This is a genomic window from Cecembia rubra, from assembly GCF_003014575.1.
GTDB lineage: Bacteria > Bacteroidota > Bacteroidia > Cytophagales > Cyclobacteriaceae > Cecembia_A > Cecembia_A rubra.
Genome location: NZ_PYGF01000008.1, coordinates 37,312 through 62,615, shown reverse-complemented (window position 1 = coordinate 62,615; position 25,304 = coordinate 37,312). Strand labels below are relative to the sequence as shown.

The 25,304-nt window shown below is 39.0% G+C and carries 18 protein-coding genes; 8 read left to right on the top strand and 10 right to left on the bottom strand.

Going from position 1 to position 25,304, the window contains the following annotated elements; genetic code table 11:
* The first annotated feature begins 35 nt into the window (after positions 1–35).
* Positions 36–371 (top strand): bacillithiol system redox-active protein YtxJ, encoded by a 336-nt coding sequence (ytxJ, locus tag CLV48_RS14155; RefSeq protein WP_106567954.1) that lies wholly within the window; start codon positions 36–38, stop codon positions 369–371.
* Here ytxJ and CLV48_RS14150 read toward each other — a convergent pair.
* Positions 368–1,063, bottom strand: a complete 696-nt coding sequence (locus CLV48_RS14150; RefSeq protein ID WP_106567953.1) for a lysoplasmalogenase — start codon at positions 1,061–1,063, stop codon at positions 368–370. The genes ytxJ and CLV48_RS14150 overlap by 4 nt on opposite strands.
* Positions 1,064–1,425: 362 nt before the next feature.
* On the opposite strand from CLV48_RS14150, the gene CLV48_RS14145 reads away from it, so the two are divergent.
* The 5 genes from CLV48_RS14145 to CLV48_RS14125 all read left to right on the top strand — a co-directional run bounded on the left by CLV48_RS14145 (position 1,426) and on the right by CLV48_RS14125 (position 12,410).
* Positions 1,426–4,722 carry a TonB-dependent receptor gene (locus CLV48_RS14145; protein WP_106567952.1) on the top strand — a complete coding sequence of 1,099 codons (3,297 nt, stop codon included), beginning with the start codon at positions 1,426–1,428 and terminating at the stop codon, positions 4,720–4,722.
* Positions 4,723–5,129: 407 nt separating this feature from the next.
* A complete protein-coding gene (locus tag CLV48_RS14140) occupies positions 5,130–8,381 on the top strand; it encodes a TonB-dependent receptor (protein ID WP_106568084.1) in 3,252 nt (1,083 codons plus the stop codon).
* A gap of 85 nt (positions 8,382–8,466) precedes the next feature.
* The gene (locus CLV48_RS14135; RefSeq protein ID WP_106567951.1) at positions 8,467–9,957 is read left to right on the top strand and encodes a calcineurin-like phosphoesterase C-terminal domain-containing protein; all 1,491 of its coding nucleotides are present in this window, start codon (positions 8,467–8,469) and stop codon (positions 9,955–9,957) included.
* A 96-nt stretch (positions 9,958–10,053) separates the two neighbouring features.
* Positions 10,054–11,121: an aminotransferase class I/II-fold pyridoxal phosphate-dependent enzyme gene (locus CLV48_RS14130; RefSeq protein ID WP_106567950.1), complete on the top strand. Its 1,068-nt coding sequence runs from the start codon at positions 10,054–10,056 to the stop codon at positions 11,119–11,121.
* Positions 11,122–11,165: 44 nt separating this feature from the next.
* Positions 11,166–12,410, top strand: a complete 1,245-nt coding sequence (locus CLV48_RS14125) for a serine hydrolase (protein ID WP_106567949.1) — start codon at positions 11,166–11,168, stop codon at positions 12,408–12,410.
* Between the two features lie 32 nt (positions 12,411–12,442).
* Here CLV48_RS14125 and CLV48_RS14120 read toward each other — a convergent pair whose 3' ends face one another.
* The 7 genes from CLV48_RS14120 to CLV48_RS14090 all read right to left on the bottom strand — a co-directional run bounded on the left by CLV48_RS14120 (position 12,443) and on the right by CLV48_RS14090 (position 18,946).
* A complete protein-coding gene (locus CLV48_RS14120) occupies positions 12,443–13,186 on the bottom strand; it encodes a 1-(5-phosphoribosyl)-5-[(5-phosphoribosylamino)methylideneamino]imidazole-4-carboxamide isomerase (RefSeq protein ID WP_106567948.1) in 744 nt (247 codons plus the stop codon).
* A gap of 151 nt (positions 13,187–13,337) precedes the next feature.
* Positions 13,338–14,366: a WD40/YVTN/BNR-like repeat-containing protein gene (locus CLV48_RS14115; protein WP_106567947.1), complete on the bottom strand. Its 1,029-nt coding sequence runs from the start codon at positions 14,364–14,366 to the stop codon at positions 13,338–13,340.
* On the bottom strand, positions 14,366–15,283 hold the full coding sequence (locus tag CLV48_RS14110) for a hydroxypyruvate isomerase family protein (RefSeq protein WP_106567946.1): 918 nt from the start codon (positions 15,281–15,283) through the stop codon (positions 14,366–14,368). Before CLV48_RS14110 ends, CLV48_RS14115 begins: the two co-directional genes overlap by 1 nt.
* A gap of 2 nt (positions 15,284–15,285) precedes the next feature.
* Positions 15,286–16,605, bottom strand: coding sequence for a Gfo/Idh/MocA family protein (locus tag CLV48_RS14105; RefSeq protein WP_106567945.1), 1,320 nt, complete (start codon positions 16,603–16,605; stop codon positions 15,286–15,288).
* A 57-nt stretch (positions 16,606–16,662) separates the two neighbouring features.
* Complete coding sequence (locus tag CLV48_RS14100) at positions 16,663–17,646, bottom strand: formylglycine-generating enzyme family protein (RefSeq protein ID WP_106567944.1); 984 nt, start codon at positions 17,644–17,646, stop codon at positions 16,663–16,665.
* A 257-nt stretch (positions 17,647–17,903) separates the two neighbouring features.
* Positions 17,904–18,158 (bottom strand): hypothetical protein, encoded by a 255-nt coding sequence (locus tag CLV48_RS20385; RefSeq protein WP_146140105.1) that lies wholly within the window; start codon positions 18,156–18,158, stop codon positions 17,904–17,906.
* Between the two features lie 134 nt (positions 18,159–18,292).
* The gene (locus CLV48_RS14090; RefSeq protein WP_106567942.1) at positions 18,293–18,946 is read right to left on the bottom strand and encodes a Tll0287-like domain-containing protein; all 654 of its coding nucleotides are present in this window, start codon (positions 18,944–18,946) and stop codon (positions 18,293–18,295) included.
* A gap of 178 nt (positions 18,947–19,124) precedes the next feature.
* On the opposite strand from CLV48_RS14090, the gene CLV48_RS14085 reads away from it, so the two are divergent.
* Together CLV48_RS14085 and CLV48_RS14080 are read left to right on the top strand one after the other, a co-directional pair.
* Positions 19,125–21,932, top strand: a complete 2,808-nt coding sequence (locus CLV48_RS14085; protein WP_106567941.1) for a YCF48-related protein — start codon at positions 19,125–19,127, stop codon at positions 21,930–21,932.
* A 208-nt stretch (positions 21,933–22,140) separates the two neighbouring features.
* The gene (locus CLV48_RS14080; protein ID WP_106567940.1) at positions 22,141–23,391 is read left to right on the top strand and encodes a cystathionine gamma-synthase family protein; all 1,251 of its coding nucleotides are present in this window, start codon (positions 22,141–22,143) and stop codon (positions 23,389–23,391) included.
* Between the two features lie 38 nt (positions 23,392–23,429).
* On the opposite strand, the gene CLV48_RS14075 is transcribed toward CLV48_RS14080, so the two are convergent.
* Both CLV48_RS14075 and prfA read right to left on the bottom strand, forming a co-directional pair.
* Complete coding sequence (locus CLV48_RS14075) at positions 23,430–23,969, bottom strand: GNAT family N-acetyltransferase (RefSeq protein ID WP_106568083.1); 540 nt, start codon at positions 23,967–23,969, stop codon at positions 23,430–23,432.
* Between the two features lie 164 nt (positions 23,970–24,133).
* Positions 24,134–25,210, bottom strand: coding sequence for a peptide chain release factor 1 (gene prfA / locus CLV48_RS14070; protein ID WP_106567939.1), 1,077 nt, complete (start codon positions 25,208–25,210; stop codon positions 24,134–24,136).
* Positions 25,211–25,304 lie beyond the last annotated feature (94 nt).

The window sequence follows — 25,304 nt, the reverse complement described above, 5'->3', positions numbered from 1 at the left end:
TATTTCTTTTCCCAAGGATTAAGAATTATTAAGAAATGGAATGGATTAAGTTGGAAGATGCAGCACAATTGCAGGAATTAAAGAAAAGAAGTGAAGAAAGGCCTGTATTGATATTCAAGCACTCCACCCGCTGCTCTATAAGTAGTATGGCCTTAGAGCGGCTCAGAAGGAACTGGAAAATTGAGGATTTTGACAAAGTCACTCCATATTATTTGGATTTGATCAATTACAGGGATATCTCCAACCTAATAGCCAGAGAATTCGAAGTCTTCCACCAATCTCCACAGGTAATTTTAGTCAAAGACGGCAAAGCATTTTATGATACAAGCCATATGGGTATAAGCTATCCGGATATCATGAGCAGGATCTAACCTGCTTTTTCTTTTTCAGAATGAGCCATAATTCCCCTGACAATTAGAAATTGGGCAATGATATAAGTTCCCATGACCAAAACCCCTGCTTCGGGAAATTCCTGATAAAATTTATTAAGTGCCAGAATACCATCTGAAACCAAAAAGAAAGCGGCCCCCAACATGACCTGCCAAAAACTTGAAGTATTGGTCTTATTGAATCGTTCTCTTGCGGTAGTCGCCATCATGACAATGACAATCAGATAGGCAATTACAGGGATTTTCAATTCACCTATTCCTCCACGGATATAGAAATAAACAAACGCGGCAAACAGATAGATGGGGAAATTCAAAAAAAACAAACGGATAAAATTAACATTTCCCACGCTAAAAGGCTGTTTTTGGGCAACCTTGAAGGCCACAATATAACAGATGTGGGCCATTAGAAATGCTCCCAATCCATAAATGAACAATCTTGGAAACATAAGTAAAGTATCTCCCATCCAGGAAAAAATTAAAGCAGCCGAAATTGCTTTCCTGATCAGTTGACCCTTAAGTTCTGGGCTTGAAAATATAAAATATGCCCAAAGTAGAGGAATGATTAATGGTTTGGAATAGAACCTTAGTGAATTTTCACCGTTAGAGGTAAAAAAAATATCGAGAAGCGAAACAAATAGAAATAAATAAAGCCAGATTATACTTTTCCTTTTCATGCACACTTTGTTTTATCTCTAAATATAAGCAGTTAATCCTCAAAATCAGGGAGTTTTTACCTCTTTTTGGGTTAACAATTTTTTAACACTTAAAGAGAAGGTCTTATTCATTAAAAAAATTTATGATTGATTTTTGAAATTTTAATAAATAAAAATATGCCTTAAGGCAGTAAATTTCAGAAAAACTTCCTAACAATATTGTTTTCCAATGTTAAGTAATTGTTAATTAACCTGAAACTTTTTTTGAAAAACTTAACACTAAGGGAAAATAATTCAGAAATTTGGCTATTAGTTTTGCACTTGGACAAACTGACGTTTGTCTGCACATATTCAAACAATTATATAACAATAACAAGAAAATCATGAGGCAAAATTTACTTAAGCATCTTTTTGCGGTAATTGCACTTGTATTCTCTACAAGTGTAGCATTCTCGCAAGGAGTTACGACTTCAAGTATGCAGGGTCTGGTAGCAGACAAGTCTGGTGAAACTTTACCAGGCGCCAATGTAGTAGCGGTACACACTCCTTCCGGAACCCGGTATGGTGCTGTCACCAATGCTGAGGGTCGATTCTTTATCCCAAATGTTAGGGTTGGCGGTCCTTACACGGTAACAGTATCTTATGTGGGTTTTGAGGAAAGGGTTTTTGAAGGTATTAACCTTGCCCTCGGTCAAAATTTCAATATCAATGCGGTCTTATCGGATGGTATGGATCTGGAAACTGTAGAAATTTCAGCATCAAGAGGTGGAATTTTCGATGCTGATAGAACTGGTGCCGGTCTAAACTTAGGAAGTGAAAAAATCAATTCCCTTCCAACCATCAACAGGAATGTTAACGACTTTACCAGATTGACGCCCCAATCAAATGGCAACTCCTTTGCGGGTACCAGCTCCAGATTTAATAACTTCACTTTGGATGGCAACATCTTGAACAACAATTTCGGACTTGGGAATTCACAATTCGCAGGAGGTAACCCGATTTCAATTGATGCAATTGAAGAGATTCAGGTAAACCTAGCGCCATATGATGTTAGACAAGGTGGATTTACAGGTGCCGGTGTAAATGCCGTTACAAGGTCTGGTGACAACACCTACAGAGGCTCAGTTTATTATTTCTTAAGAAATGATCAAATGAGAGCCAATAGGGTTAGAGATACCTTTGTGCCTCAAAACAATGCTAGAAACGAAATCCGTGGCTTCCGTTTGGGTGGCCCAATCATTAAAGACAAATTATTCTTCTTTGCAAATTATGAGGAAGAGGAAGAGCTTAGACCTTCTATTCTAAGGAGAGCCAGAAGACCAGGAGAGACTCCTGACGGTCAGTTTATTTCAAGGGTTCCTATTGAGCAGGCAAATTTTGTGAGAGAAAATATGATTTCAATTTATGGCTATGATCCAGGTGAGCCTGATTCATATGCTTTTGGCTCACAGCAAACAAGATTAAACCTTAGATTGGATTATAACATTAATCAAAACAACAAACTTTTCATCCGATACAACAGGTTTTCTTCTTTTGAAGACGTACCTACCAATGCAAGTTCCACCAGAAATATTTCTGTATTCAGCAATACATCAAGAACAGGTGTGGAGGCAATCAACTTTAGAAATGCCAACTATACCAATGACAGATTGGTAGAAACAATTGCAGCAGAATTGAACACTAAAATTGGAAACAATGCTGCAAACCAATTGAACATCGGTTATACATCTATAGCTGACCCAAAAAGAGGTATACCAGGAGGACAGGCTTTTCCATTTATCGAGGTTTTGGAGCCAAATGAGGCAGGTGAATTACAATATTACATGTCTTTGGGTAACGAGCTTTTCTCAGTTGGAAACTTGTTGGAGAATAAAATCTTCAACATTACCAACAATTTCACCTTATTTAAAGGGAAACATACTTATACATTTGGGGGCAATTTCGAATTCTTTACTTTCGACAATGCCTTTAACCCTGTATTCAATGGTCACTATAGATTCATCGGATACGATAGATTTGTTGACGCTGTAATCAATAGAAATCCAAACGTATTCCCTGATGCTTTTGCCAAAAGCTTTGCATTGGATGGATCAACTACTCCTCCAACTGACCGTACACGATTTGGTCAACTTGGCTTCTATGTTCAAGATGAATATCAAGTTAACTCAAAATTGAAAGTTACCGGAGGCTTGAGAGTGGATCTTCCATTCTACCCAATCAGTATACCAAGAAATGAATTATTGGAAGCAAGAGGTACAACTTTCACTTTGCCAAATGGAGAGACCCTTATTCCTGACGTTTCAGTATTCCCTAAAGTGAACCCGTTATTTTCACCAAGAATTGGATTCAACTATGATGTCAATGGTGACAGGTCATTTGTATTAAGAGGTGGTACCGGGGTATTCTCCGGACGTCTTCCTTTCGTTTGGCTGTCCAACCAAGTGAATGGGTCTGGTGTCATCAGAGGTATACAGGGATTTGAGGGACAGCAGGTAATAAATCAGGGAATTATATTCAATCCTGATGTAACTGCTTACAATCCAACAAATCCAAGTCAAACTTTAGGTACTGAATTGGCATTGACTGATAGGAATTTCAGATTACCTCAGACTTGGAGAACCAGCTTCGGAGTGGACAAGCAATTGCCTTTCGGAATTGTAGGTTCATTTGACTTTATTTATTCAAGGGATCTTTCTGCGCCAGTTGCTCAGAATATTGTAAACAGAGAACCTGACAGAAATTGGAATGGCCCAGATCAAAGACCTATCTGGGTACCTACCCCAGGTTTCTTCGGTCCTTCCAGCGATCCATTCTTCAGACAAGTATTCTACCTGACCAATGCAGATGCCAATCCTGATTATATTTCAGGAACAGTTTCATTGTCAAAATCCTTTAACAATGGTTTCGATATAATGGCTGCATATACCATGTCCAGAGCCAGAGACTTGGATGCAACTGGAGGTTCTCAAGCACAGTCTTTGGTACCTACTGTGGTTGCTGAAAACAGAAATAAACCAACTTTGAGCTTTGCAAACTTTGATCAGCCACATAGAATAATCTCTACTGTATCTTATACTACAGAAAATACCACCATTTCATTATTCTATGAAGGTGGTCCAAATGGTAGATTCAGTTACACCATTGCCAACGGTGGAGGTCTGAACACATTGTTGAACATAGGAGATGGCCAGGCAAGATTGGTTTACGTACCAAACAGTGCATCTGAATTAAATTTCCAACCATTCACATTAGCTGGAAGAACTGTCACTGCAGAAGAACAAGCCAGAGCATTTGATGCTTTCATCGATCAGGATAGATTCTTAAGAAATGCAAGAGGCAGGGTATTTGGAAGAAATGAGGGTATTCAACCTTGGGTGCACACCTTTGATCTAAGCGTGGCCCAAAGGATCAATATTACCAACGATAAGAAAAACAAACTGGAAGCAAGATTTGACTTCCTGAACTTTGGTAACTTGTTGAATCCTAATTGGGGAGTTCCATTCTTCCCTTGGCAGACTTCTATCCTGAACTATAGAGGTACAAATGCCGCAGGTGAGCCGGTATACAGAATTACTACCAATCCAGGTACAACTACTATTATCAATGAGACATTCAGACCAACAAATGGTATCGGAAGTTTGTGGAGAATGCAGGTTGGCTTGAGATACAATTTCAACTAATTCCAAACTAATTCTAAATAGAGGCTGTCCCTTTTGAGAGACAGCCTCTTTTGTTTTTCTAGGGATTTGAACTAAAAACCATCAACCCAGATCATGTGAATTTTCTGGCTTTGGACCTATTCTCTTTTGTTAACAATTTTTTAACCATTCCTTAAAATTAAAGAATTGATAAAAATTATTGTTTGGAAATAGCAGGACAAAACCTTCTAAAATTGTCTTTCAAACTATTTTTTGGGAACAGGGGGTCATTAAACACTGTTCAATGTTAAGAAATTGTTAAGTCAAAATGTGAATAAATGTTAAAAAATTAATGTGCACTAAAAACTTTAAACACAAAAGTCCTCTACCTTTGTGTACCCAAATCACTGGGAATGAACAAAAAAAACCTAATTCAAAAAGCAAAATTTATGAGGCAACCATTACTAAAGAATCTTTTTGCGGCTCTTATGCTTGTTTTGATATCAAGCGTAGCGTATTCGCAAGGGGTATCTACCTCCAGTATGACTGGTAGGGTAACTGACACCTCCGGAGAAACTCTCCCTGGTGCAAACGTGGTGGCCACTCACGTACCTTCAGGAACAAGGTATGGCGCAGTGACCAATATCGAAGGCAGGTACACTATTCCTGGTATGAGGGTAGGTGGACCATACACAGTTACAGTTTCATTTATTGGCTATGAATCCCAATCAGTAGAAAACATTTTCTTAAGCTTGGGTATTGCTGCCAATGTGAATGTAGTCATGAGAGATGACAGCGCAGAATTGTCAGAGATCGTGGTAACAGGAGAAAAAAATTCGGTATTCAGTTCTGACAGAACAGGTGCCACTACTGCAATTGATAATGAAGCAATAAGCAGGCTTCCAACAATCTCGAGAAGGATTTCTGATTTTACAAGGCTAGCACCTCAGGCTTCCGGTAATTCCTTTGCAGGCCAAGATTCAAGATTGAACAACATAACTGTTGACGGATCTTATTTTAACAATTCATTTGGACTTGGTTCACAACCAGGTGACAGAACTGGTGTATCCCCAATTTCGTTAGATGCAATCGATCAGATTTCTGTTAACGTTGCTCCTTACGATGTAAGACAAGGTAACTTCACAGGTGCAGGTGTAAACACCGTAACCAGATCCGGTACCAATGAATTCACAGGTTCTGCATATTACTTATGGAGGGGCACTGACAATGTGGGTACCCAAGCGAAAGGAAATGCGTTCAATCCTGGTGACTTTAAATATAGACAATACGGATTTAGAGTTGGTGGACCGATAATCAAAAACAAATTATTCTTCTTCGGTTCATTTGAGAATGAAAAATTAACTGAGCCTGGTACTACTTTCAGAGCTAATACGGGTAACGAACCCATTGCAGGCAATGTAACAAGAGTTTTAGCATCTGACCTTACCAATTTAAGTAATTTCTTAAGGAATAATTTCGGATATGAGACAGGTCCATTCCAAGATTATGACAATTCTACTGATGCAAGAAAATTCTTAGCTAAATTAGATTATAACATTAATGATAAAAACAAACTATCTGTAAGGTATAATCATTTGGATTCATCCACGGATGTATTACTGTCTAACTCTTCTTCTTTAGGTTTTGGAAATAGAAGATCCAACTTACTTGGATTGAACTTCCAAAACTCTAATTACATCATTTTCGAAAATATCCGATCAATAGTAGCTGAATTGAACTCTAGGTTGAGAGACAATATGACCAATAACTTTATCATTGGTTATACCTATCAGGATGAGTCCAGAGGTTCAAGAGGCGACTTCTTCCCAGTTGTAGATATTCTCAGAGATGGAGCAGTTTACACTACTTTTGGTTTCGAACCATTTACTCCAAACAACGAACTGAGATACAAAACCTTCCAGATCCAGAACAACCTGCAGATCTTCAAAGGTAAGAGCACTTGGACTGCCGGTTTCTCTTATGAAAATTATCAGTCTGAAAACGTATTCTTCCCAGGTTCTCAATCTGCTTATGTGTACAACTCTTTGGAAGACTTCTATGCCGATGCAAATGCTTTCTTGAGTGGAACTCCAAATCCTAATTCTAATGTAAGGATCTTCCAAGTAAGATACAGCAACATCCCAGGCCAAGTGAAGCCAATTCAGCCTTTGAAAGTTAATTATGCTGGTATCTATGGCCAAAATGACTATCAAGTAAACAAAGACCTAAATGTCACTGTTGGGCTTAGAATTGACGTTCCTTTCTTTGGAGAAACTGCGCTTAGAAATACCGAAGTGGAAGGATTTAATTTCTTAAATCCTTCAGGTGAATCTGTAAGATTCAGAACTGACAAACTCCCTGATCCAAACATCCTTTGGTCTCCAAGAGTTGGTTTCAACTGGGATATCTCTGGTGACAGATCAACTCAGATCCGAGGTGGTTCCGGTATCTTTACTGGCCGTCCTGCTTATGTGTGGATTTCCAACCAAGTTGGTAACAATGGAATTTTAACTGGTTTTGAAAGAAGGGACAATACCAATACAAGACCTTTCAATCCAAATCCTGATTTCTACAAACCAACCCAAGTAACAGGCCAACCGGCTGCTAACTACGAATTGGCTTTGACTGAGTCAGATTTCAAATTCCCTCAGATTTGGAGAACCAACATCGCTATCGATCAAAGACTTCCTGGAGGTGTAATCGCTACTGGAGAATTTATTTACAACTCAGATGTAAACGGTGTAGCTTATTACAATGCCAACCAAGCACCTGCTAACCAAACATTTGCAGGACCTGATCCAAGACCTAGATGGGTAGGTGGTAACCCTGCTAGAAGAATCAACCAAAAAATTGATAACGCTGTAGTATTGACCAACCAAGCAGTTGGCAATTCTTGGGTGGCCTCTGTTTCCTTGGAAAAACCATTTGCAAATGGTCTTTATTTAAAAGGTGCCTATAGCTACGGTGAATCAAGAAACACGGTTGACCCAGGCTCAATAGCTTTCGGTTCATGGAATGGTAACCCTCATGCAGGAGATGCCAATAATCCTGGAGTTGGATTTTCCTCTAATTTCATGGGGCATAGAGCTTTTATTGCTATGAATTATACTGCTGATTTGTTTGAGTTCGGTAAAACTTCATTTTCACTATTCTGGGAAGGAAGAACTCAAGGAAATGCTTCATATGTATACGGAGGTGACTTCAATGGTGACGGTGGGACAGCTAATGACTTGATCTACATCCATGCCAATACCAACGAAATGATATTCCAACAGTTCACTGCTTCAGGAAGAACATTCACACCTGCCGAGCAAGCAGCTGCTTGGGAAGCCTTCATCCAGCAGGATAAATACCTTAGTGCAAACAGAGGTAGAGTAGCTGAAAGAGGTGCTGTGATCATGCCAATGATTTTCCAAGCTGACTTCTCTGCATCACAGACTTTATTGACCAAGAAGGATAAGCAAAACCTTGAATTCAGAGTTGATATTCTTAATGTAGGAAACTTGTTGAACTCTGATTGGGGTGTCGGTAGAATCTTTACATCTACTCAGCCTTTAGTTCCAGCAGGTGTTGATGCAAACGGTAACCCTCAATTTAGATTTAGAAATATTGGAAACCAATTGATCACCCAAACATTCCAGGACAGAGCTGGTGTTTCTGACGTATGGAGACTTCAGTTTGGATTGAGATATAACTTCTAATAAATCTCTAAATAGAATTTAAAAAATGGCCCACAAATTTGTGGGCCATTTTTTTTTACTATAATTAAGAAGAAATCACTCCAAAATGAAAAATATTAACAGAAGGAAATTTCTACATAACAGTACCCTGATTACAACTGGTTTATTGAGTCTACCCATCTTATCAATGGGAGAAATTCAAAACCCATTAACCCTCAACTACACAGAAGTCAAAGGGAGAATTCATTCCAATGGAAAAGGTATTGCCAATGTGGTGATAACAGATGGAAAACTCATTTACCTTTCGGACAAATCCGGGAAATTTGAATTTCCTACCGACAGACCTTTTGTCTATTTTAGCTATCCATCAGGATATAAATTCAATCTTCTTCCAAACGGATCTGTAGACTTCTTCAGAAAGCTTGATTTTGGAAAAAAAATAAATACCCTCGATTTCAATCTCCAAAAAAACAATTTCCCCGAAACCAAGCATCATTTTATTACCATTGCAGATCCACAAATTCAAACCAAAGAAGAGGCAGAGACCTTTATCTCTGAGTCCTGCACAGATATCAGAAATACCGTTTCTGATATCAATGATCCCAACACCTTTGGAATAGGGCTTGGAGATCTCGTTTTTGATGAATTTGATCTTTTTGAATATTATAATCAGGGAATAAAATCAACAGGAATACCTTTTTTCCAGGTTTTGGGGAATCATGATATTGACTTATTGGCCAGGTCAAATTCTGCAAGCCAATATCCCTTCACAGACCAGTATGGGCCAAGTCATTATTCCTTTAACCGTGGAAATAGACACTATGTGGTATTGAACGATGTTTTCTTTTTGGGAAACAAACAATACTATGGTTACCTGGACGAGGAACAATTGCAATGGCTGGAAAAAGACCTTTCCTTTATAGAAAAAGGAAGTGAGATAGTCCTGTTTTTGCACATTCCACCTCAATCTAAGGTCGCCATTTTAAACCAAGGAAGGGACCTCAATAAGGAGTCTGTCATCAACAATGGTGCTTTATATGAAATATTAAAAGATTATAAAGCACATATCATTTCCGGACATGTACATTGGAATGAGAATATCTTCCACAAAAACATCTATGAGCACAATACTGCATCGATAAGTGGGGCTTGGTGGGCGGCTGATATTTGTTACGATGGAACGCCAAAAGGTTACAGTGTGTATCAAAACAATTCGAAATTGTCCTGGTATTATAAAAGCATAGGAGCTGATAAAAATTTACAGTTTAGGGCATATGCTCCGGGAAGTCACCCGGATTTTCCGGAAGATTATTGTTTGAATATCTGGAACTGGGATCCGGAATGGAAGATTACCTGGAAGGAGAATGGTAAAATCTCAAATAGCATTAGAAAAGTAGAAACTTACGACCCATTGGCTATTTCAACTTTCAATAATAGAGACAAAGGAGCCAAGCATCCTTGGATCACTGCACAAAGGAATTCACACCTCTTTTTCTTTCAGGCTCAATCAGATAATTCAGAAATAGAGGTGGAGGTCATAGATAGGTTTGGCAATACATACAAGCAAATTTTAAGCAGGCAACAGAATATTCGATAATTTTTGCTTTTAAAATTGGAAAATTCCAAACCTTTGGATTAATTAACTGCTTATATGATTGATTTTATTGTGATTTTGGTCAATAGATAATTTTAAATGAGTTTATTCCAATTACAGCATAAATTAGGAAGGGTTATCAAAAGAGGCGAACAAGAGTTCTTGTACTTTAGTGGTACAGATTACCTTGGACTTGGAGCCAGCTTTGAATTTGAATCTTTAGTGATAGAAGGAATCCAAAAACTGGGAATGAACCATGGCCTCAGCAGGATCAACAATGTAAGGTTTGATATATTCGATCAATTTGAAAATTATTTTGCTGAAAAAGCCGGAGCCGAAAAAGCTTTACTTTGGAGCAGTGGATACCTAGCTGGATATGCTACTTTAAATTATCTTTTGGGCAATACAGACTATATTTTTATGGCACCAGATACTCATCCTGCAATTTTGCCGGATGAACTTACGCCGGATACTTCACAATCCTTCAAAGAATGGGCGGCTTATGTACAAGAAACAACTGAGCTACTCAAACCCCAAAGGGTATTGATCCTTGGTAATGCCGTTAATCCATTAAAACCTGCCATTCATGATTATTCCTGGATTGGAAACTTATCCCGAAAGCACCAATATACTTTTTTATTAGATGACAGCCATGCCTTTGGATCGGTAGGTGAAAACCCATATGGGACATATAACAAATGGAAATTCCTCCCAGTAGAACTTTTGGTTTCCGGATCTTTAGGCAAAGGATTGGGAATCCCGGCAGGCATAACGTTAGGCTCCATTACACCAATAATAGGAATAGCTAATCAAAGAATTTTTAGATCTGCTTCCCCTCCACCACAAGGATATATTTGGGCATTTCTCCAAGCTGAAAAAATCCTTAAAGAAAGCTTTGATAAGCTACATAGAAACGAACACTATTTTAGTTCCTTGCTAAGAAGCATTGAGGGATTAGCTGGGCTTGTGGGATTCCCTATTTATACTTTTGAATCAAGAAAATGGGTGAGTAAGCTTGAGGAAGAAGGAATTATTGTAAGCTCATTTCCATATCCGGAACCAACCGATCCCTGGAGCAACAGGATTGTCATTACAGCTAGCCACGAAGAGGCAGATTTACATAGGTTATTTACAGTCCTAAAAAAAATTCAGTCCCAAAGCATTTGAGGTGAATCATTTTGTCATTGGTGAGAACATATAATCATCATTTTATGAAAATACATTTCCTACCCAAGCTGATTACCTTGCTTGTGATTTCTTCATTTATTTCTTGCCGGCCCCAAATTAACAAACCATTTGACAAAATTCCTCAAGAATATCCTATCCTTGGATATGTATTACAGGATCATGCAAAATACAGGGTTCAGATCATCTATACCCAAATTGACCGTGACCAGAACGGAAAACCCAATTTTACTGATTTTAATTTCAAGCTGAATGATGAAATTTACTTTTATCCAGCATCAACCGTGAAATTACCGGTTGCGATACTTGCCCTAGAATGGTTAAATGAACAAAAAATAGAGGGGCTACAAAAAGAAAGTATCATGCTGACAGACTCAATACGCAGTTCTCAGCTACCCGCCAATTCTGATAGTACCTCCGCCAATAAACTACCAAGCATAGGCCATTACATTAAGAAAATTCTTTTAGTGAGTGATAATGACGCTTACAACAGATTATATGAACTACTGGGCCAAGATTACATCAACAGGAAAATGAAAGAAAAGGGGCTGCAACATACGGTCATTAATCATCGCTTGAGTATGCCTATGACTGAAATTGAAAACAGGCATTTCAATCCAATTATTTTTAAAAATGAGCATGGAGATACACTATTAACAATACCGGGAAGGGAAACTAAAAGTATTTATGCGAATCAAGACCAACCCTATATTGGTAAGGCGCACTACAATAAAGGAGAATTGGTCAACAAAGCAATGGACTTTACTTATAAAAACAAATTTGCGCTTTCTGATCTGCACGGTACAGTTGAAAGAATCATTTTTCCTGAAAATTTTGAGCCACATCAAAGGTTTAATATTAGCCCTGAAGACCGGAAATTTTTATTGAAATACATGTCCATGCTCCCAGGAGAAAGTGATTTCCCAAAATATGAATTACCTGAATATTATGACAGTTATTCCAAATTTTTCAAGTTTGGAACAGACACAAACCCAATTCCTCCCCAATTCAGGATTTTCAATAAAACAGGAAATGCCTATGGCCACCTTTTGGATGGATCTTATTTTGTAGATTTCGATAATGGAATTGAATTTTTTGTATCCGCTATCATTTATACAAATGACAATGAAACCCTTAATGACAACCAGTATGAATACAATGAAATCGCTTTCCCATTTTTTGCAGAATTGGGAGAATACCTTTATCAATTGGAATTGGCAAGGAAAAAAGTACAAAAACCTGATCTATCTGAATTCGCAGTAAAATATTAGACTGAAAAAGCCACTCTAATGGGTGGCTTTATTTATTCCTGACCATGTTCAGCCATAAATTTGTCCAAATCTTTTAATGAGATAATTCCTTCAAAGTAAGCCCTTCCAAAAACGACAGCAGTAACTCCCATATCTTTGAGCCGCTTGAAATCATCAATATTCCTCACTCCCCCACTTGCGGCCAATCTTATATTTGGAAACTTATCAATTATCTCCTGATAAAGTTCAAAATTAGGTCCTTCCATTACCCCATCCCTTGTCACATCTGAACATTTCATGTATTTCAAACCTCTATCATAGAAATACTCTATATGGTCAAATAGATCAATTTCAGTCTTTTTGGTCCATCCTCTTACTTTGATTTTATGATCTGCAGGATTGGTATCAGCTGCCATATAGATTTTCTCTCTGCCATAGGACATGATCCATTGGGAAAATCTCTCTGGAAACAAAGCTGCTACAGAAGCAGCTGTTATTGAAAAAGCACCAAACTCAAAGCATTTCAATACATCCCCATCTGTAGATACACCTCCTGTAAAATCAACTTTCAAATTGGTATATCCAGCAATGGCCTCTAATATGTGGTAATTCTTTGGTTCTCCTCTTCTTGCCCCATCCAGGTCCACCAAATGAAGCCATCTTATTCCATGATCTTCAAATGCCTGTGCAATCTCCAATGGATTATTGGAAATTACTTCTTGAGTGGTGAAATCACCCCTTTTTAAGCGGACACACTTTCCGTCAATCAACCATATGGATGGAATCAAATCAAACATATTAAAGAATTTAGCTATTGAGAATTACGAAATGGAAGGGTTCAGCCCTTATGCTCTATGAATTATTAAATATAATAAAGGAATACAGGTTATGTACAAATTGACTAAAAAAATTAAGATAAATAAACAGAAGAATCAGTACGACAATTGCTTAATATACCAACCGGCCAATCTTGCCATTTGGCCCTGATGCCCAAATACTGCCGAAAGATTTATCCAAAACCACAGCATGGAATCCCTCATTTGAAAATTTGGCCCAATCCATTCCGGAGTTGGAGCAAAAATCAGAACCATTTGGACCTACTGAAATCAGCCAATGATGAAGGGGAAAATAGGCAACACTGGAACGGTATCCAGTAGGAAAATTCCCTGTTATCAAAGACCATGCCCTTCCATTATGAAGTGAAATTACAGCATTCCTATCAGAAAGTTCCGGATTCAAGAAATCGCCCCCTACAGCTACCAAAATATTATCATCAACTATTGTCAATGAAAATATCCCTTGGGAGCTTTCCCCCTGGATTATAGGAGTGGAATATTCCTTCCAGGTTATTCCTGCATCTGTAGAATTAAATACACTGCTTTTCCTGCCGCCACTGGCAAACCATATTTGATCTTCAGTTGCAATAATACCTGACCCACTTGCTGCGAATGAGCCACTTCCCGACTCAGCCTTGGGACTTGTTTCCAAAACTCCCCAACTTTTTCCATAATCCTTGGAAACCAAAATTCTCCATTTACCCCCTACTTCATCTCCTATTACGTATCCATTGTTCTTATAAAAAGCCATCCCATCAAAAAAATCTGCTTCACTGCCACGAAAAACCTCATACCAGGTTCTCCCACCATCCTCCGTTCTGTAAATCACTGCTGGCTGACCAGAAGACATGGCCACCGCTGTAGAAGCATCAAATCCTTCAATATCCCTAAAATCCACTGAATCCAGTCCGGCAATTACCCCATGGTCCCAGGACTGCCCACCATCTAAAGTTCGAAGCCAAGTACCCTTGGAACCAGAGGCCCAGATGATCTTTTCAGTCAATGGGGAAAGCCCCCTCAAAGAGGAGGAGACGGGTGTTCCCATCACCTCCCAACCTTTAGGTGCTTCAATTTTCAGTCTTTTTTCTTTAGTGGTACAGGAAAAAAGAAGGAATAATAGAAGAAAATAAACAAATCTCATTATTTAAATTGATCAACTTTTCTGTAAGCAGCAATCAAAGCTTCTTCACCTTGTTTTCCTGGTCCTGCATTACCATGCTCCATGCCTAAAATCCCTTTATAACCTTTATTGTCAATATGTTTGAAAACATTAAGATAATTGATTTCCCCTGTTCCAGGCTCTTTTCTACCAGGGTTGTCACCAATTTGAATATAGGCAATTTCATCCCAGCATGCATCTATATTCAGAATTAAGTTTCCTTCATTCCTTTGCATATGGTAAATATCATACAGAATTTTACATGAAGGACTGTCGACAGCTTTACAAATTGCATAAGTCTGATCAGAATGCCTTAAGAATAGTTCAGGAGTATCACTCAAGGGCTCCAATACCATCACCAAACCATGTGGTTCAAAAATTTCGGCTCCTCTTTTTAATGCCTCAATGACATTACTGGTCTGAATTCCTATGGGCAATCTCCTTTCAAAAAACCCAGGTACAACTGTCGCCCATTTGGCATTGACCCTTTTGGCTGCTTCCACAGAACGCTTACAGGTATTGACAAAATTATCAATAAATTCTATTTTACCTGTGGTCAATGAAATCTTCCAGTTATCTCCTCCATCTACAACAAATACCCCCATCCGCATTCCTAATTGCTCTAAAGTTTTGCCAATTCGGTTCTGATCTTCCACAGATCTACCTAATAGGCCATTGTCCTCCAAAGACCGGAATCCTTGATCTGCCATAAATTTTAACTGATCCACCAAATCCTCGCCACTATGTCCTTTGAACATTCCGAAATGAGGGGCATAGTCAAGATTAAATCTAGCTTGTGCTTTATTGGCCATTTTAACCTTTCCAAAGGTACTCCCTGTTGTAGTAAAGGCAAGTGCACTGCCCAAACTTAGGTTTTTGATAAAACTCCTTCTTTCCATGCTCAGATTACTTTTGTTTTCCCAGGAACTGCATAAGGATAAAAGCCATCTTCATTGGGCAGCACCTTAGGTCTGGCATCCCAAGCAAGTCTTTCAGGCATGAGATCCACATTGGAATTAAGTGCTTCATCCCAAGTTATTTCTCTTCCGGAATAGGTAGCGTATCTTCCCAATATGGAAGTCATGGTACTTTTTGCCGCATTTTCTGCATCAGCAAACCTAAATTCACCTTTTACAATAGCATCAAAGAGTTCATCATGTTCTACTTGATAGGGATTGGGATTGTTCTCTCTATTGTGGTTGTATATTTCTTTTCCTTTCCAGTCTGTCAAAATTCCATGATTACCAGCACTTAGGTAAGCGTTTCCTTTGGTTCCTTGGAATCTTTCGTCTACCCTATTGGTCGCTCCCGGAAAATGCCTGCATTCACTGAAGATAACAGTACCATCGGAATACGTAAAGGTTACGGAGTGATGATCGAATATCTCTCCATGATCTTTCCCAGTCCTTACCTGTCTACCTCCGGTCCCGTAAGCTTTTACAGGATAACTGTTTTTGACCCAATTGGCCACGTCCAGATTGTGTACATGCTGCTCTACAATATGGTCACCACATAGCCAATTGAAGTAATACCAGTTTCGCATCTGGTATTCCATCTCGGTTTGTCCAGGCTGACGGGCATTTACCCAAACTCCACCATCATTCCAATAAACCTGTCCACCGATAATGTCTCCAACTCCCCCATCATGTATTCTCTTGATAGTTTCCCTGTAATTGCTTTGGTAATGCCGCTGTAATCCCACTACCACATTCAACTTTTTCCTTTTAGCTTCTTCAGCTGAAGCAAGCACTCTTCTAATACCTATGGCGTCAACAGCAACAGGTTTTTCCATAAAAATCTGCTTACCCTGCTTGACCGATTCTTCAAAATGATCTGGTCTAAATCCTGGAGGTGCTGCCAAAATTACCACATCGGCCAGTTTGATGGCCTCTTTATACGCATCAAATCCCACAAATTTCCTTTCTTCTGGGACATCAACTTTTTCTTTTCCATACTTATTGAAAATGGGCTCATAGCTTTTATCAATCCTATCACGAAAAGCATCTGCCATGGCTACCAATTTGATATTATGCCCTGTTTCAAATGCCTGGAATACCGCTCCTGTACCTCTGCCGCCACAGCCGATTACAGCCAATTTGATTTCATCAGAACCTGTTGCATAAGCTCCGGGTAGGTGGAAAGGCTGAATAATGAGTCCACCTGTCACTAGGGCAGATGCTTTCAAAAAGTCCCTTCTTGGTTTATTGATTGGGTTTTTCATAGGTTTATGGTTAAATGAATGTTAGTTAATTGGTTAATTAGTATTGGTAATTAGGAATTAGTAATCTGCAATTGGAGCTTTATCATAGTAGGCCATGATTACTTCCTGGCTTGGTTGATGAAGGGGTCTTACTACCCTAAGTCCAAGAAATGGTGCCTCCGGAAACCACCATTGGCTTTTAGGGATTTGGGGATCAATGCGCTTCCAATCTGGTTTTGAATAGAATCTTTTGGCTGTTCTCAGATCCTCGGGTTCACTTTTATAATGACCTCCTCTAATTGCTCCGGGATATAAGCTTTGGACAGGGAATTTAGGGTCTTTGGTTATTCCCTCTTTTCTGCTCTGATAAGCATTATCCTGGTATTGGTCCGAAGTCCATTCCATCACATTTCCCAAAATGTCATACAGCCCCCAGGGATTGGGAAGCTTTTTCCCGACCGGTTGTGTAGTACCATTAGAATTCCCGGCAAACCAAGCATATTTGCCAAGTTCGGAAGGGTCATCTGCAAAGAAATAGCGGCTATTTGAACCAGCCTTTGCTGCATATTCCCATTCTGCTTCAGTTGGAAGTCTGTAAAAAATGCCTGTCTTAAGATAGAGCCATTTACAGAACTGAATCGCTCCATATTGGGTCATTCCTATAGCGGGCATGTTTTCCTTTCCCATTCCAAAGGTCATATCCAAATACGGTATGCTCGGCCTTGTCAATCCATCTACTTGAGAAGAAAGCGGTTTTTCGGAAATGGAAAGTTCAAAATTTTTATCTAGGAAGAGTTCAAAAATATCCCAGGTAATCTCATGTGTTCCCATCCAAAATGGGGATATTTCAACTTGATGCACTGGCATTTCGTCATTCGCTTTGGTACTGCCCATTTCAAAGACACCACCAGGTATAGGTACTAAATCAAAAGTCAAAGTAGTATCAGGGATCTTTTGGGAATAAGGTTTGAAATCATTGAAAGAAACGGCTGTCCAGGACCAAATAAACAACAAGCCCAAGGTCAGGAAAAACACAATAAGAAAAGGTTTAGGAAATCTCATTATCGCCTTATGTTTTGTAAGCTTTTTCATAGAGAAAAGAAAATTAAGGGAATTACATCTAAATGAAAAGAACTTTTGAAGTGCTTTAAGTATTATCACAAAAAAATATGCATTTAAGCAAATTGTTGCTGCTTGTGATTATTAAAAAATTGGCCAATTAAGATCTCCGGAAAACCTCAGCCCTAGGTCGAAGTACTTAAGATGTTCGCAGCCAAGAAGAAAATGTAAATTTAAAATTGTTTTAACTTCCTAAACCCTCAAAAGACCTCTCCAATTAAAGCATCTATTTCCTCCAGTGCAGCTTTCAAGTCCTGATATGATTTTACAGCTATTCCCAAATCATGGAGCTGCTTGACCATTTCGGAGCCACAACCTGGAAAAAACCCCATGGGATGAGTCTTGAATTCAGATTTTAGTGTTCCGAAAAGATTTGTTTTTTGAGAAAAGTCCGTTGTACTAAATTCAGAAAAGGTTGCAGCTTCCTCCAAATTTTCGGATGCTGATTTGAACATAATTTGATTTTGGCTTTCAAATCCGGCCAAATCAAAAGGACTTTGACAATGATTATCCTTTTCAAAGGATATAGTATGAAGACATAAAAACAAAAGAATCAATTTCATTGCTGTGGGCCTGGGTTTACAGTAAATTACATTCTTTTCACCACTTCTTTCCTTGGAATCCTGATGCTCCATATACCTCTTAAATCCCCGATTTTATGACCAATTGCCTTGTCTTCAGGATAGAGTGCTTTCAATTTTTCTCTTGTGTCTGGACTTATCTCAGTTTCCGGGTTTCCATGGCAATTCAAACATAATGCGCCAGGTATTTGAATGACTTTGGCATAATGGAGCACCTCTCCACCTTCAATTTTTTGGATATTAGGTTCGACGGGCAGTTCATTTTCAAGATTATATTCAAAAGCATCAAGGATCATTTCCTCGTAATCCAAAGGCTTATCCTTGGGGTTTCTGTAATCATTGGATGCCCTGCGGATGTTTACATTGTACTTTGTGCTCATTTCCTCCAAAATCGGAAATGCCTGCTCATTACAAAATTCTATGGCTCCAGGGACTCCTTTTTCAGCAATGGCATTTTGAAGCGCAGCAATCAATTGCTCCTGCGCTTCCTGTGAGATTTCATTGCCCCATTTCAAGGCCTCTTTAATCAAATCGGCCTCATTGACCTTTTTGATTTCCATACTCTTATTGACTTCCTCAAAAACCTCCCTACTTACCCTGTCATTGGAACTACATCCCCCAAAAACAAAGAAGGACAATATAATTGCAATTTTTTTTATCATCCCTGAACCCGATTAAGGATTTAAAATTAAGATAATAATCTGAGTTTCTGAAACAATGAATGCTGTTTGTAATCCAGATCGCCTATTTTTTTAGGCAACACCCTAAACATTGACCCGCTTCCTGTTTCATTTTAATGGAATTGTTATAATTTTGTAAGGCATAGTTGATTGAAAACCAATGAGGAAACATTTATACTTGTTATTTTTTGCAGTCTTATTTTTTGGAATTGCAGAAGCTCAAACCTGGAGAAGACTAGGAGGTTGGGGCAACCAGTACACCGGAATAGTGTGGGTCAATGAGGAGGTGGGTTATATATCCGGCAATCAGATAATTTTAAAAAGTATTGATGGCGGACTTAGCTGGGTAGAACAACTGGCTCCTCTAAAAACAAGAATGCTTGCGGTTGATTTTTTCAATGAAAACATTGGAATGATGGTAGGAGAAAGTGGGCACATATTTAGAACTTCCAACGGAGGAATTTCCTGGGAATTACTCAATATAGGAAGCAGTGTCCAACTGAATAAAATTAAGTATGTAACCCAAACACGGATATATATAATCGCAGACAACGGCGAAGTGTATCGCTCTACGGATTCCGGTAATAACTGGGTTAAACAGAGTGTAGGTACGGTTGCCGATCTGAGAGGGCTATACTTTGTCAACGCTGATACCGGATATATCAGCTCGGCAAATGGAGAAATTATCAGAACTTTTAATGGTGGAAACAGCTGGAATCTGAGGACTACCGGACAATCCCAAAGCCTAAATGATGTTTACTTTGTCAATGGGCTCGTTGGATATTCAGTGGGAAATAGAGGCACTATACTCCGAACCAATGATGCTGGAAATTCCTGGAGCCAAATAACTTCAGGAACAGAAAGAAATCTATGGGCAGTAAGTTTTAATCGGGCCAATCCAAACATAGGAATCATCACCGGAGAGAATGCTACTATTTTGAGGACTACCAATGCAGGCTCAAATTTTGGCGGAATAAATGTCAATAACCAAGAAACTTACTTGGATATTGCCTTTCGGACCAATTCAAATGTGGTCTTTGCCACAGGAACCAACGGATTCATCCTATCATCTTCCAATGCAGGTGCAAGCTGGGCTTTAAGACTTTCGGGACGAGAAATAGATTACACAGCTACAGAATTCAGGACTGATCGTATTGGATATGTAATTGGAGAAAAAGGAAGGTTTTTCTTTACCAATAACGGTGGGACCTCTTTCACAGACAGGTCCAGACCTGTGTCCAATAAATTCAATCACTTGTTTTTTACTACCAATGCTCTGGGCTATGTCTGTGGGGACGGGGGGATACTTTTAAGAACTACTAATTCAGGGTCCAATTGGACTTCACTCAATCCAGGAACTACAGAAAATCTAAACGGACTGTATTTTTTCAACAACAACCTTGGCTTTTTGGCAGGGGACAAGGGCTTTTTGGCAAGAACAGTGGATGGAGGCACCACTTGGGAGAAAATAGACCTTGGTAATAATAACATTAATTTTCAAAGACTTGCATTTTTTAATTCAGAATCAGCAATACTTATAGGAAGCAATGGCTTTGTCAGTATTCTTGAAAATGAGGTATGGAGAACAATCAACTTGCCTACTTCTGTAAAATTTACTGACATCTCTATTTTGGATGAAAGCAGTGCTGTCATTGTAGGCCAATCAGGTACTGCATTTAAAACTACTGACAAAGGATCAACCTGGACCTCTCTTAACTTGCCATATACTGAACATCTCAATGCCGTGGAGTATCTGGATGAGGAAGTAGGGTTTATCGCAGGCGAAAATGGTCTGATGATTCAGACAAAAGACGGAGGGTTGACATGGAATAAATTTATAACTGCAACATTTCAAGATTTCACAGGAATAAGCTTTGGTACATTAAGCAATGGATTTGCTGTAGGAGAAAATGGCACCTTTTTCACTTATGATTGCCAAGTACCTGAAAAACCAACGCTTATCTTTGGGGAAAACAATGTCTGCCTCAGTACCCAAACCTATACTGTACAAGAAGTCTTGGGATTGGATATGGAATTTGAGTGGAGAGTGGATGGAGGAAGAATCATTGAAGGGCAGGGAACAAGCAGGATTGTTGTAGAATGGGAAATCCCAGGAAGAAATGCAGTACTGGTACGGGGGAAAAATTTCTGTGGCAACAGTGGTACTACAGGCCTTGAAGTAATAGTTTCCAATACGCCTAGGCAAATCAACACCATCCTTGGTGAAGGCGTTGTCTGCATAGGCACATCGCAGCCCTACTCGGTAGATAATATTTTGGGAACAGTCTTTGTTTGGGAGGTTGATGGAGGAAACATCCTAGAAGGACAGGGCACCAACAGGATTGTTGTAGGCTGGAGCAATACAGGTAACCGGTCAGTTCGTGTTACTCCCAATAATCCATGTGGAACAGGCCCTGCAACAATCAAGGAAATATCTGTAACTACACCTCCTGCAAAGCCATCACCTATAACCGGCCCTGAGCGGGTTGGTTTAACAGAAGAAATTTACAGCGTCACTAATGTGCCTGAAGTCAATTTCCAATGGACCATCAGTGGGCAAGGAGGAAGGATACTGTCAGGTCAGGGTACCAATAGGATTACCATACGATGGGAAAGGGAAGGAGATTTTAATATAAAGGTCACGCCAATGAATGGTTGTAACGAAGGTGAACCTTCAGAAATGTCCGTAAATGTCAACATTATTACTTCTATTGGCAGAGAAAGAGAAGAAAATAAAAAAATCAATATTTACCCCAATCCATCACAAGGCGATTTTACTATGGATCTTGTTGGTATTGGCAATATTCATCAAATTAGGATTATAAATGCCTTAGGACAGGAATTGAATAATTTAATTCCAGAAGATGGCATCAATCAATATCAGGTAAGGAACCTTCCTAAAGGGCTATATACAGTAATCATCCGAACCCGGGACAAGGAGTTTGTACAAAAGGTATTGGTGAGATGATCATCCAATACCTTATTTTATATGTTAGCGGGCTTCCCAAATGAACTAAACAAAATATTATTTGTTGAATTGAATTTTTGTAATATTTTAGCTTGTTCATATAAAACATACAGCAAGTTTTTAGGAAATAATCCAAATATTATTTTTTAATAGTCCTTGACAATTAAGCGCCAATTATGGTGATTTGTAATCATTAAACCCAAATATAATGGACAACAGATATTTCCACCCAGAAAGCCTTATGATGTCATATGGCTATAAACCTGCACTTTCCGAAGGAGCAATTAAATGCCCAATATTTCAAACTTCCACTTTTGTTTTCAATTCTGCAGAAGAAGGAAAAGCATTTTTTGAAGTAGCTTACGGTCAGAGGGAAAAAGCACCAAACGAGGAGTTAGGATTGATTTATTCCAGGCTGAACAATCCTGACTTACAAATCCTTGAAGAGCGTCTCTGCTTATGGGACGGGGCAGACGAATGTGCTGTCTTTGAAAGTGGAATGTCAGCAATTTCCACTGTAATGCTTGAGTTTTTACGCCCGGGGGATGTACTCCTTTACAGTAAACCTGTATATGGAGGCACTGATCACTTTATTAATAAAGTATTACCCGAATATGGAATTCATGGTTTTGGCTTCACCAATAATCAGTCTGCAGAGGAATTAGTCGAAGAAATCCAATCAAAAGGTTTGGGCGAGAAACTCAAAATGGTTTATGTAGAAACACCGGCCAATCCAACCAATGCCTTATTTGATCTTGAAATCTGCAAAAAAGTTGCTGATGCCTTTTCATCAGAAAGTAAAGATGTAGTAGTATGTGTCGACAATACCTATATGGGCCCACTATGGCAGCATCCTCTCAAGCATGGAGCAGACCTTGTAGTTTACTCAGCGACAAAGTACATTGGAGGCCATTCTGACCTGATTGCCGGTGCCGTACTTGGACATTCTAAGTATATGAAGCGGGTAAGGACACTAAGGACATTTTTAGGAAATATGGCCGGACCTTGGACGGGTTGGCTATTGATGAGAAGTTTGGAAACGCTAAAAGTAAGAATGACCCAGCAGGCCGAAAACGCCATCAAAGTAGCTGAGTTCTTGAAGAATCATCCAAAAGTTGAAAAGGTATATTACTTGGGCCATTTGGAGCAAGGAACATCCCAGCACGCAATATTTAAAAAACAATTATTTTGTGCCGGAGCTATGCTCTCCTTTGACATAAAAGGGGGAGAAAAAGAAGCTTTTAAATTTCTAAACAGTCTTAGATTGATCAAATTGGCTGTTTCTTTGGGAAGCACTGAGTCCTTAGCAGAACACCCAGAAACAATGACCCATAGTGATGTTTCAGAGGAAGATAAGAGGACTATGGGCATTACCGAGAAACTGATCCGATTATCCGTGGGGGTAGAACATTATTCTGATATTATTTGGGATATTGAACAAGCACTGGAAAAAGCTTAATGAACAAAAGACCGATCCATTGATCTGGATCGGTTTTTTTATTCAAACTTTTCCACTTCTTCTCTTAAAATAACATATTGAAACAGGTCGCCAATTACCCCATCTTTTGTATAGGCATGCCTGAGTATGGCTTCAGGTTCGAATCCAGCATTTTCCAACACCTTCATTGATGGCACATTATTGTCAAAAACCTGGGCAAAAATTCGTTGAACCTGTGGAAATTTGTCAAGGGCATATTCCGTAAAAAGTACAACAGCTTCCGTAGCTATGCCTTTTCCCCAAAAGGGTTCTCCAATCCAAAAACCAATTTCCATATTGGTCTTTAATTCATTTTTTCCAATTTCACAACCAATCGAACCTGCCAGCTCTCCAGCATATTCAATGGCAAAATTTTGGGGTGGATTAAACTTATAATTGTACTCTATCCAGTGCCTTGCATCATGTATCGTATAAGGATTTGGAAAACTGTCTCTCAGGTTTTTGGCAATATTTAAATTATTGGCCAATGGGTACAACTGATGGAAATGAGAATCATTCCAAGTCACTAAACTTATATTTCTTTTACCTTCAATTTTCATCCAATCCGGCATTATCTTTCTTGAAGATAAGATGCTTTATTATGAATCAGTACAGTTGGCAAAAGTTTTTTATAAAAATTCCAATTTTAGGTCTTAATGGAAAAAAATCGCCAAAATCTACTTATTTCTGGCCAGTAAAAAACTGGAAAAGAGGAATGAAAACGTCACTCCTCCATTCCGGAATTTTTCATTTTTTCTACATTTTCGGCAAATCGCAATGCAGAAATAAATTCTTCAATATTGCCATCCATAACATCAGGGAGGTTATATACCGTTTTGTTGATTCTATGGTCTGTCACCCTGCTTTGGGGGTAATTATAGGTTCTGATTTTATCAGATCTGTCCCCGCTGGCCACCATAGACTTTCGCTGGGCTCCCACAGCTTCATTGTGTTTGGCCAATTCAATTTCATACAAGCGCGAACGGAGTACTTTTAGGGCCTTTTCAAAGTTCTTGATCTGAGACTTTTCATCCTGACAGGTTACGACCAGTCCAGTTGGATTATGGGTCAGCCTCACAGCAGAATAAGTAGTGTTGACCGACTGACCACCTGGACCCGAAGAACAAAAGGTGTCCTTGCGGATATCATTCATATTGATTTCCACTTCCACTTCATCCATTTCAGGCAATACAGCAACTGTAGCGGCAGAGGTATGGACCCTTCCCTGTGTTTCGGTTGCAGGCACTCTCTGAACCCTATGGACACCTGATTCATATTTCAGCATTCCAAATACATCTGCTCCACTGACTGTGCTGATAATCTCTTTATACCCTCCTGAAGATCCAAAAGTCAAATCCAAAACGGTCAGTTTCCAGCTTTGCTTATCACAAAATCGCTGGTACATTCTGAAAAGATCTCCTGCAAAAATTGCAGCTTCATCACCTCCTGTACCTGCTCTGATCTCCAAAATGCAATCTTTGGAGTCATTAGGATCTTTGGGAATAAGCTGCTGCTTAAGTTGTTCTTCCAGCTCTTCTTGCCTTACCTTCAATTCCTCCAACTCCTGTTTCGCCATTTCCCTAAAATCCGGATCTTTTTCCTTCTCCAATATTTCCTTGGTACTGGAAAGGTTATCTATGACTAATTTATATTCATCATACAGCCCCACTATCTTTTCCAATTCCTTATATTCTTTGGTAAGCTTGGTATACTTACCCATATCAGACATGGAGTCAGGTTGAATAATCAATTGGCCAAGTTCAATAAATCTATCCTTCAGTGCTTGTAATTTTTCAAGCATATATCACGTTCTTTTTGAATGCCAAAATTAGTAAAATATATCAAATGGCTATTGCCTAACTAGAAATGATGTCGATCAAAGGAGAAAAGCAAAA

Bases quoted from the DNA above. Each gene is read 5' to 3' on its own strand.
- CLV48_RS14080 (WP_106567940.1), top strand. From the start codon at position 22,141: ATGGACAACAGATATTTCCACCCAGAAAGCCTTATGATGTCATATGGC.
- CLV48_RS14125 (WP_106567949.1), top strand. From the start codon at position 11,166: ATGAAAATACATTTCCTACCCAAGCTGATTACCTTGCTTGTGATTTCT.
- CLV48_RS20385 (WP_146140105.1), bottom strand. From the start codon at position 18,158: ATGTTCAAATCAGCATCCGAAAATTTGGAGGAAGCTGCAACCTTTTCT.
- CLV48_RS14090 (WP_106567942.1), bottom strand. From the start codon at position 18,946: ATGATAAAAAAAATTGCAATTATATTGTCCTTCTTTGTTTTTGGGGGA.
- CLV48_RS14135 (WP_106567951.1), top strand. From the start codon at position 8,467: ATGAAAAATATTAACAGAAGGAAATTTCTACATAACAGTACCCTGATT.
- CLV48_RS14145 (WP_106567952.1), top strand. From the start codon at position 1,426: ATGAGGCAAAATTTACTTAAGCATCTTTTTGCGGTAATTGCACTTGTA.
- ytxJ (WP_106567954.1), top strand. From the start codon at position 36: ATGGAATGGATTAAGTTGGAAGATGCAGCACAATTGCAGGAATTAAAG.
- CLV48_RS14130 (WP_106567950.1), top strand. From the start codon at position 10,054: ATGAGTTTATTCCAATTACAGCATAAATTAGGAAGGGTTATCAAAAGA.
- CLV48_RS14140 (WP_106568084.1), top strand. From the start codon at position 5,130: ATGAGGCAACCATTACTAAAGAATCTTTTTGCGGCTCTTATGCTTGTT.
- CLV48_RS14100 (WP_106567944.1), bottom strand. From the start codon at position 17,646: ATGAGATTTCCTAAACCTTTTCTTATTGTGTTTTTCCTGACCTTGGGC.
- CLV48_RS14075 (WP_106568083.1), bottom strand. From the start codon at position 23,969: ATGAAAATTGAAGGTAAAAGAAATATAAGTTTAGTGACTTGGAATGAT.
- prfA (WP_106567939.1), bottom strand. From the start codon at position 25,210: ATGCTTGAAAAATTACAAGCACTGAAGGATAGATTTATTGAACTTGGC.
- CLV48_RS14105 (WP_106567945.1), bottom strand. From the start codon at position 16,605: ATGAAAAACCCAATCAATAAACCAAGAAGGGACTTTTTGAAAGCATCT.
- CLV48_RS14120 (WP_106567948.1), bottom strand. From the start codon at position 13,186: ATGTTTGATTTGATTCCATCCATATGGTTGATTGACGGAAAGTGTGTC.
- CLV48_RS14115 (WP_106567947.1), bottom strand. From the start codon at position 14,366: ATGAGATTTGTTTATTTTCTTCTATTATTCCTTCTTTTTTCCTGTACC.
- CLV48_RS14110 (WP_106567946.1), bottom strand. From the start codon at position 15,283: ATGGAAAGAAGGAGTTTTATCAAAAACCTAAGTTTGGGCAGTGCACTT.
- CLV48_RS14085 (WP_106567941.1), top strand. From the start codon at position 19,125: ATGAGGAAACATTTATACTTGTTATTTTTTGCAGTCTTATTTTTTGGA.
- CLV48_RS14150 (WP_106567953.1), bottom strand. From the start codon at position 1,063: ATGAAAAGGAAAAGTATAATCTGGCTTTATTTATTTCTATTTGTTTCG.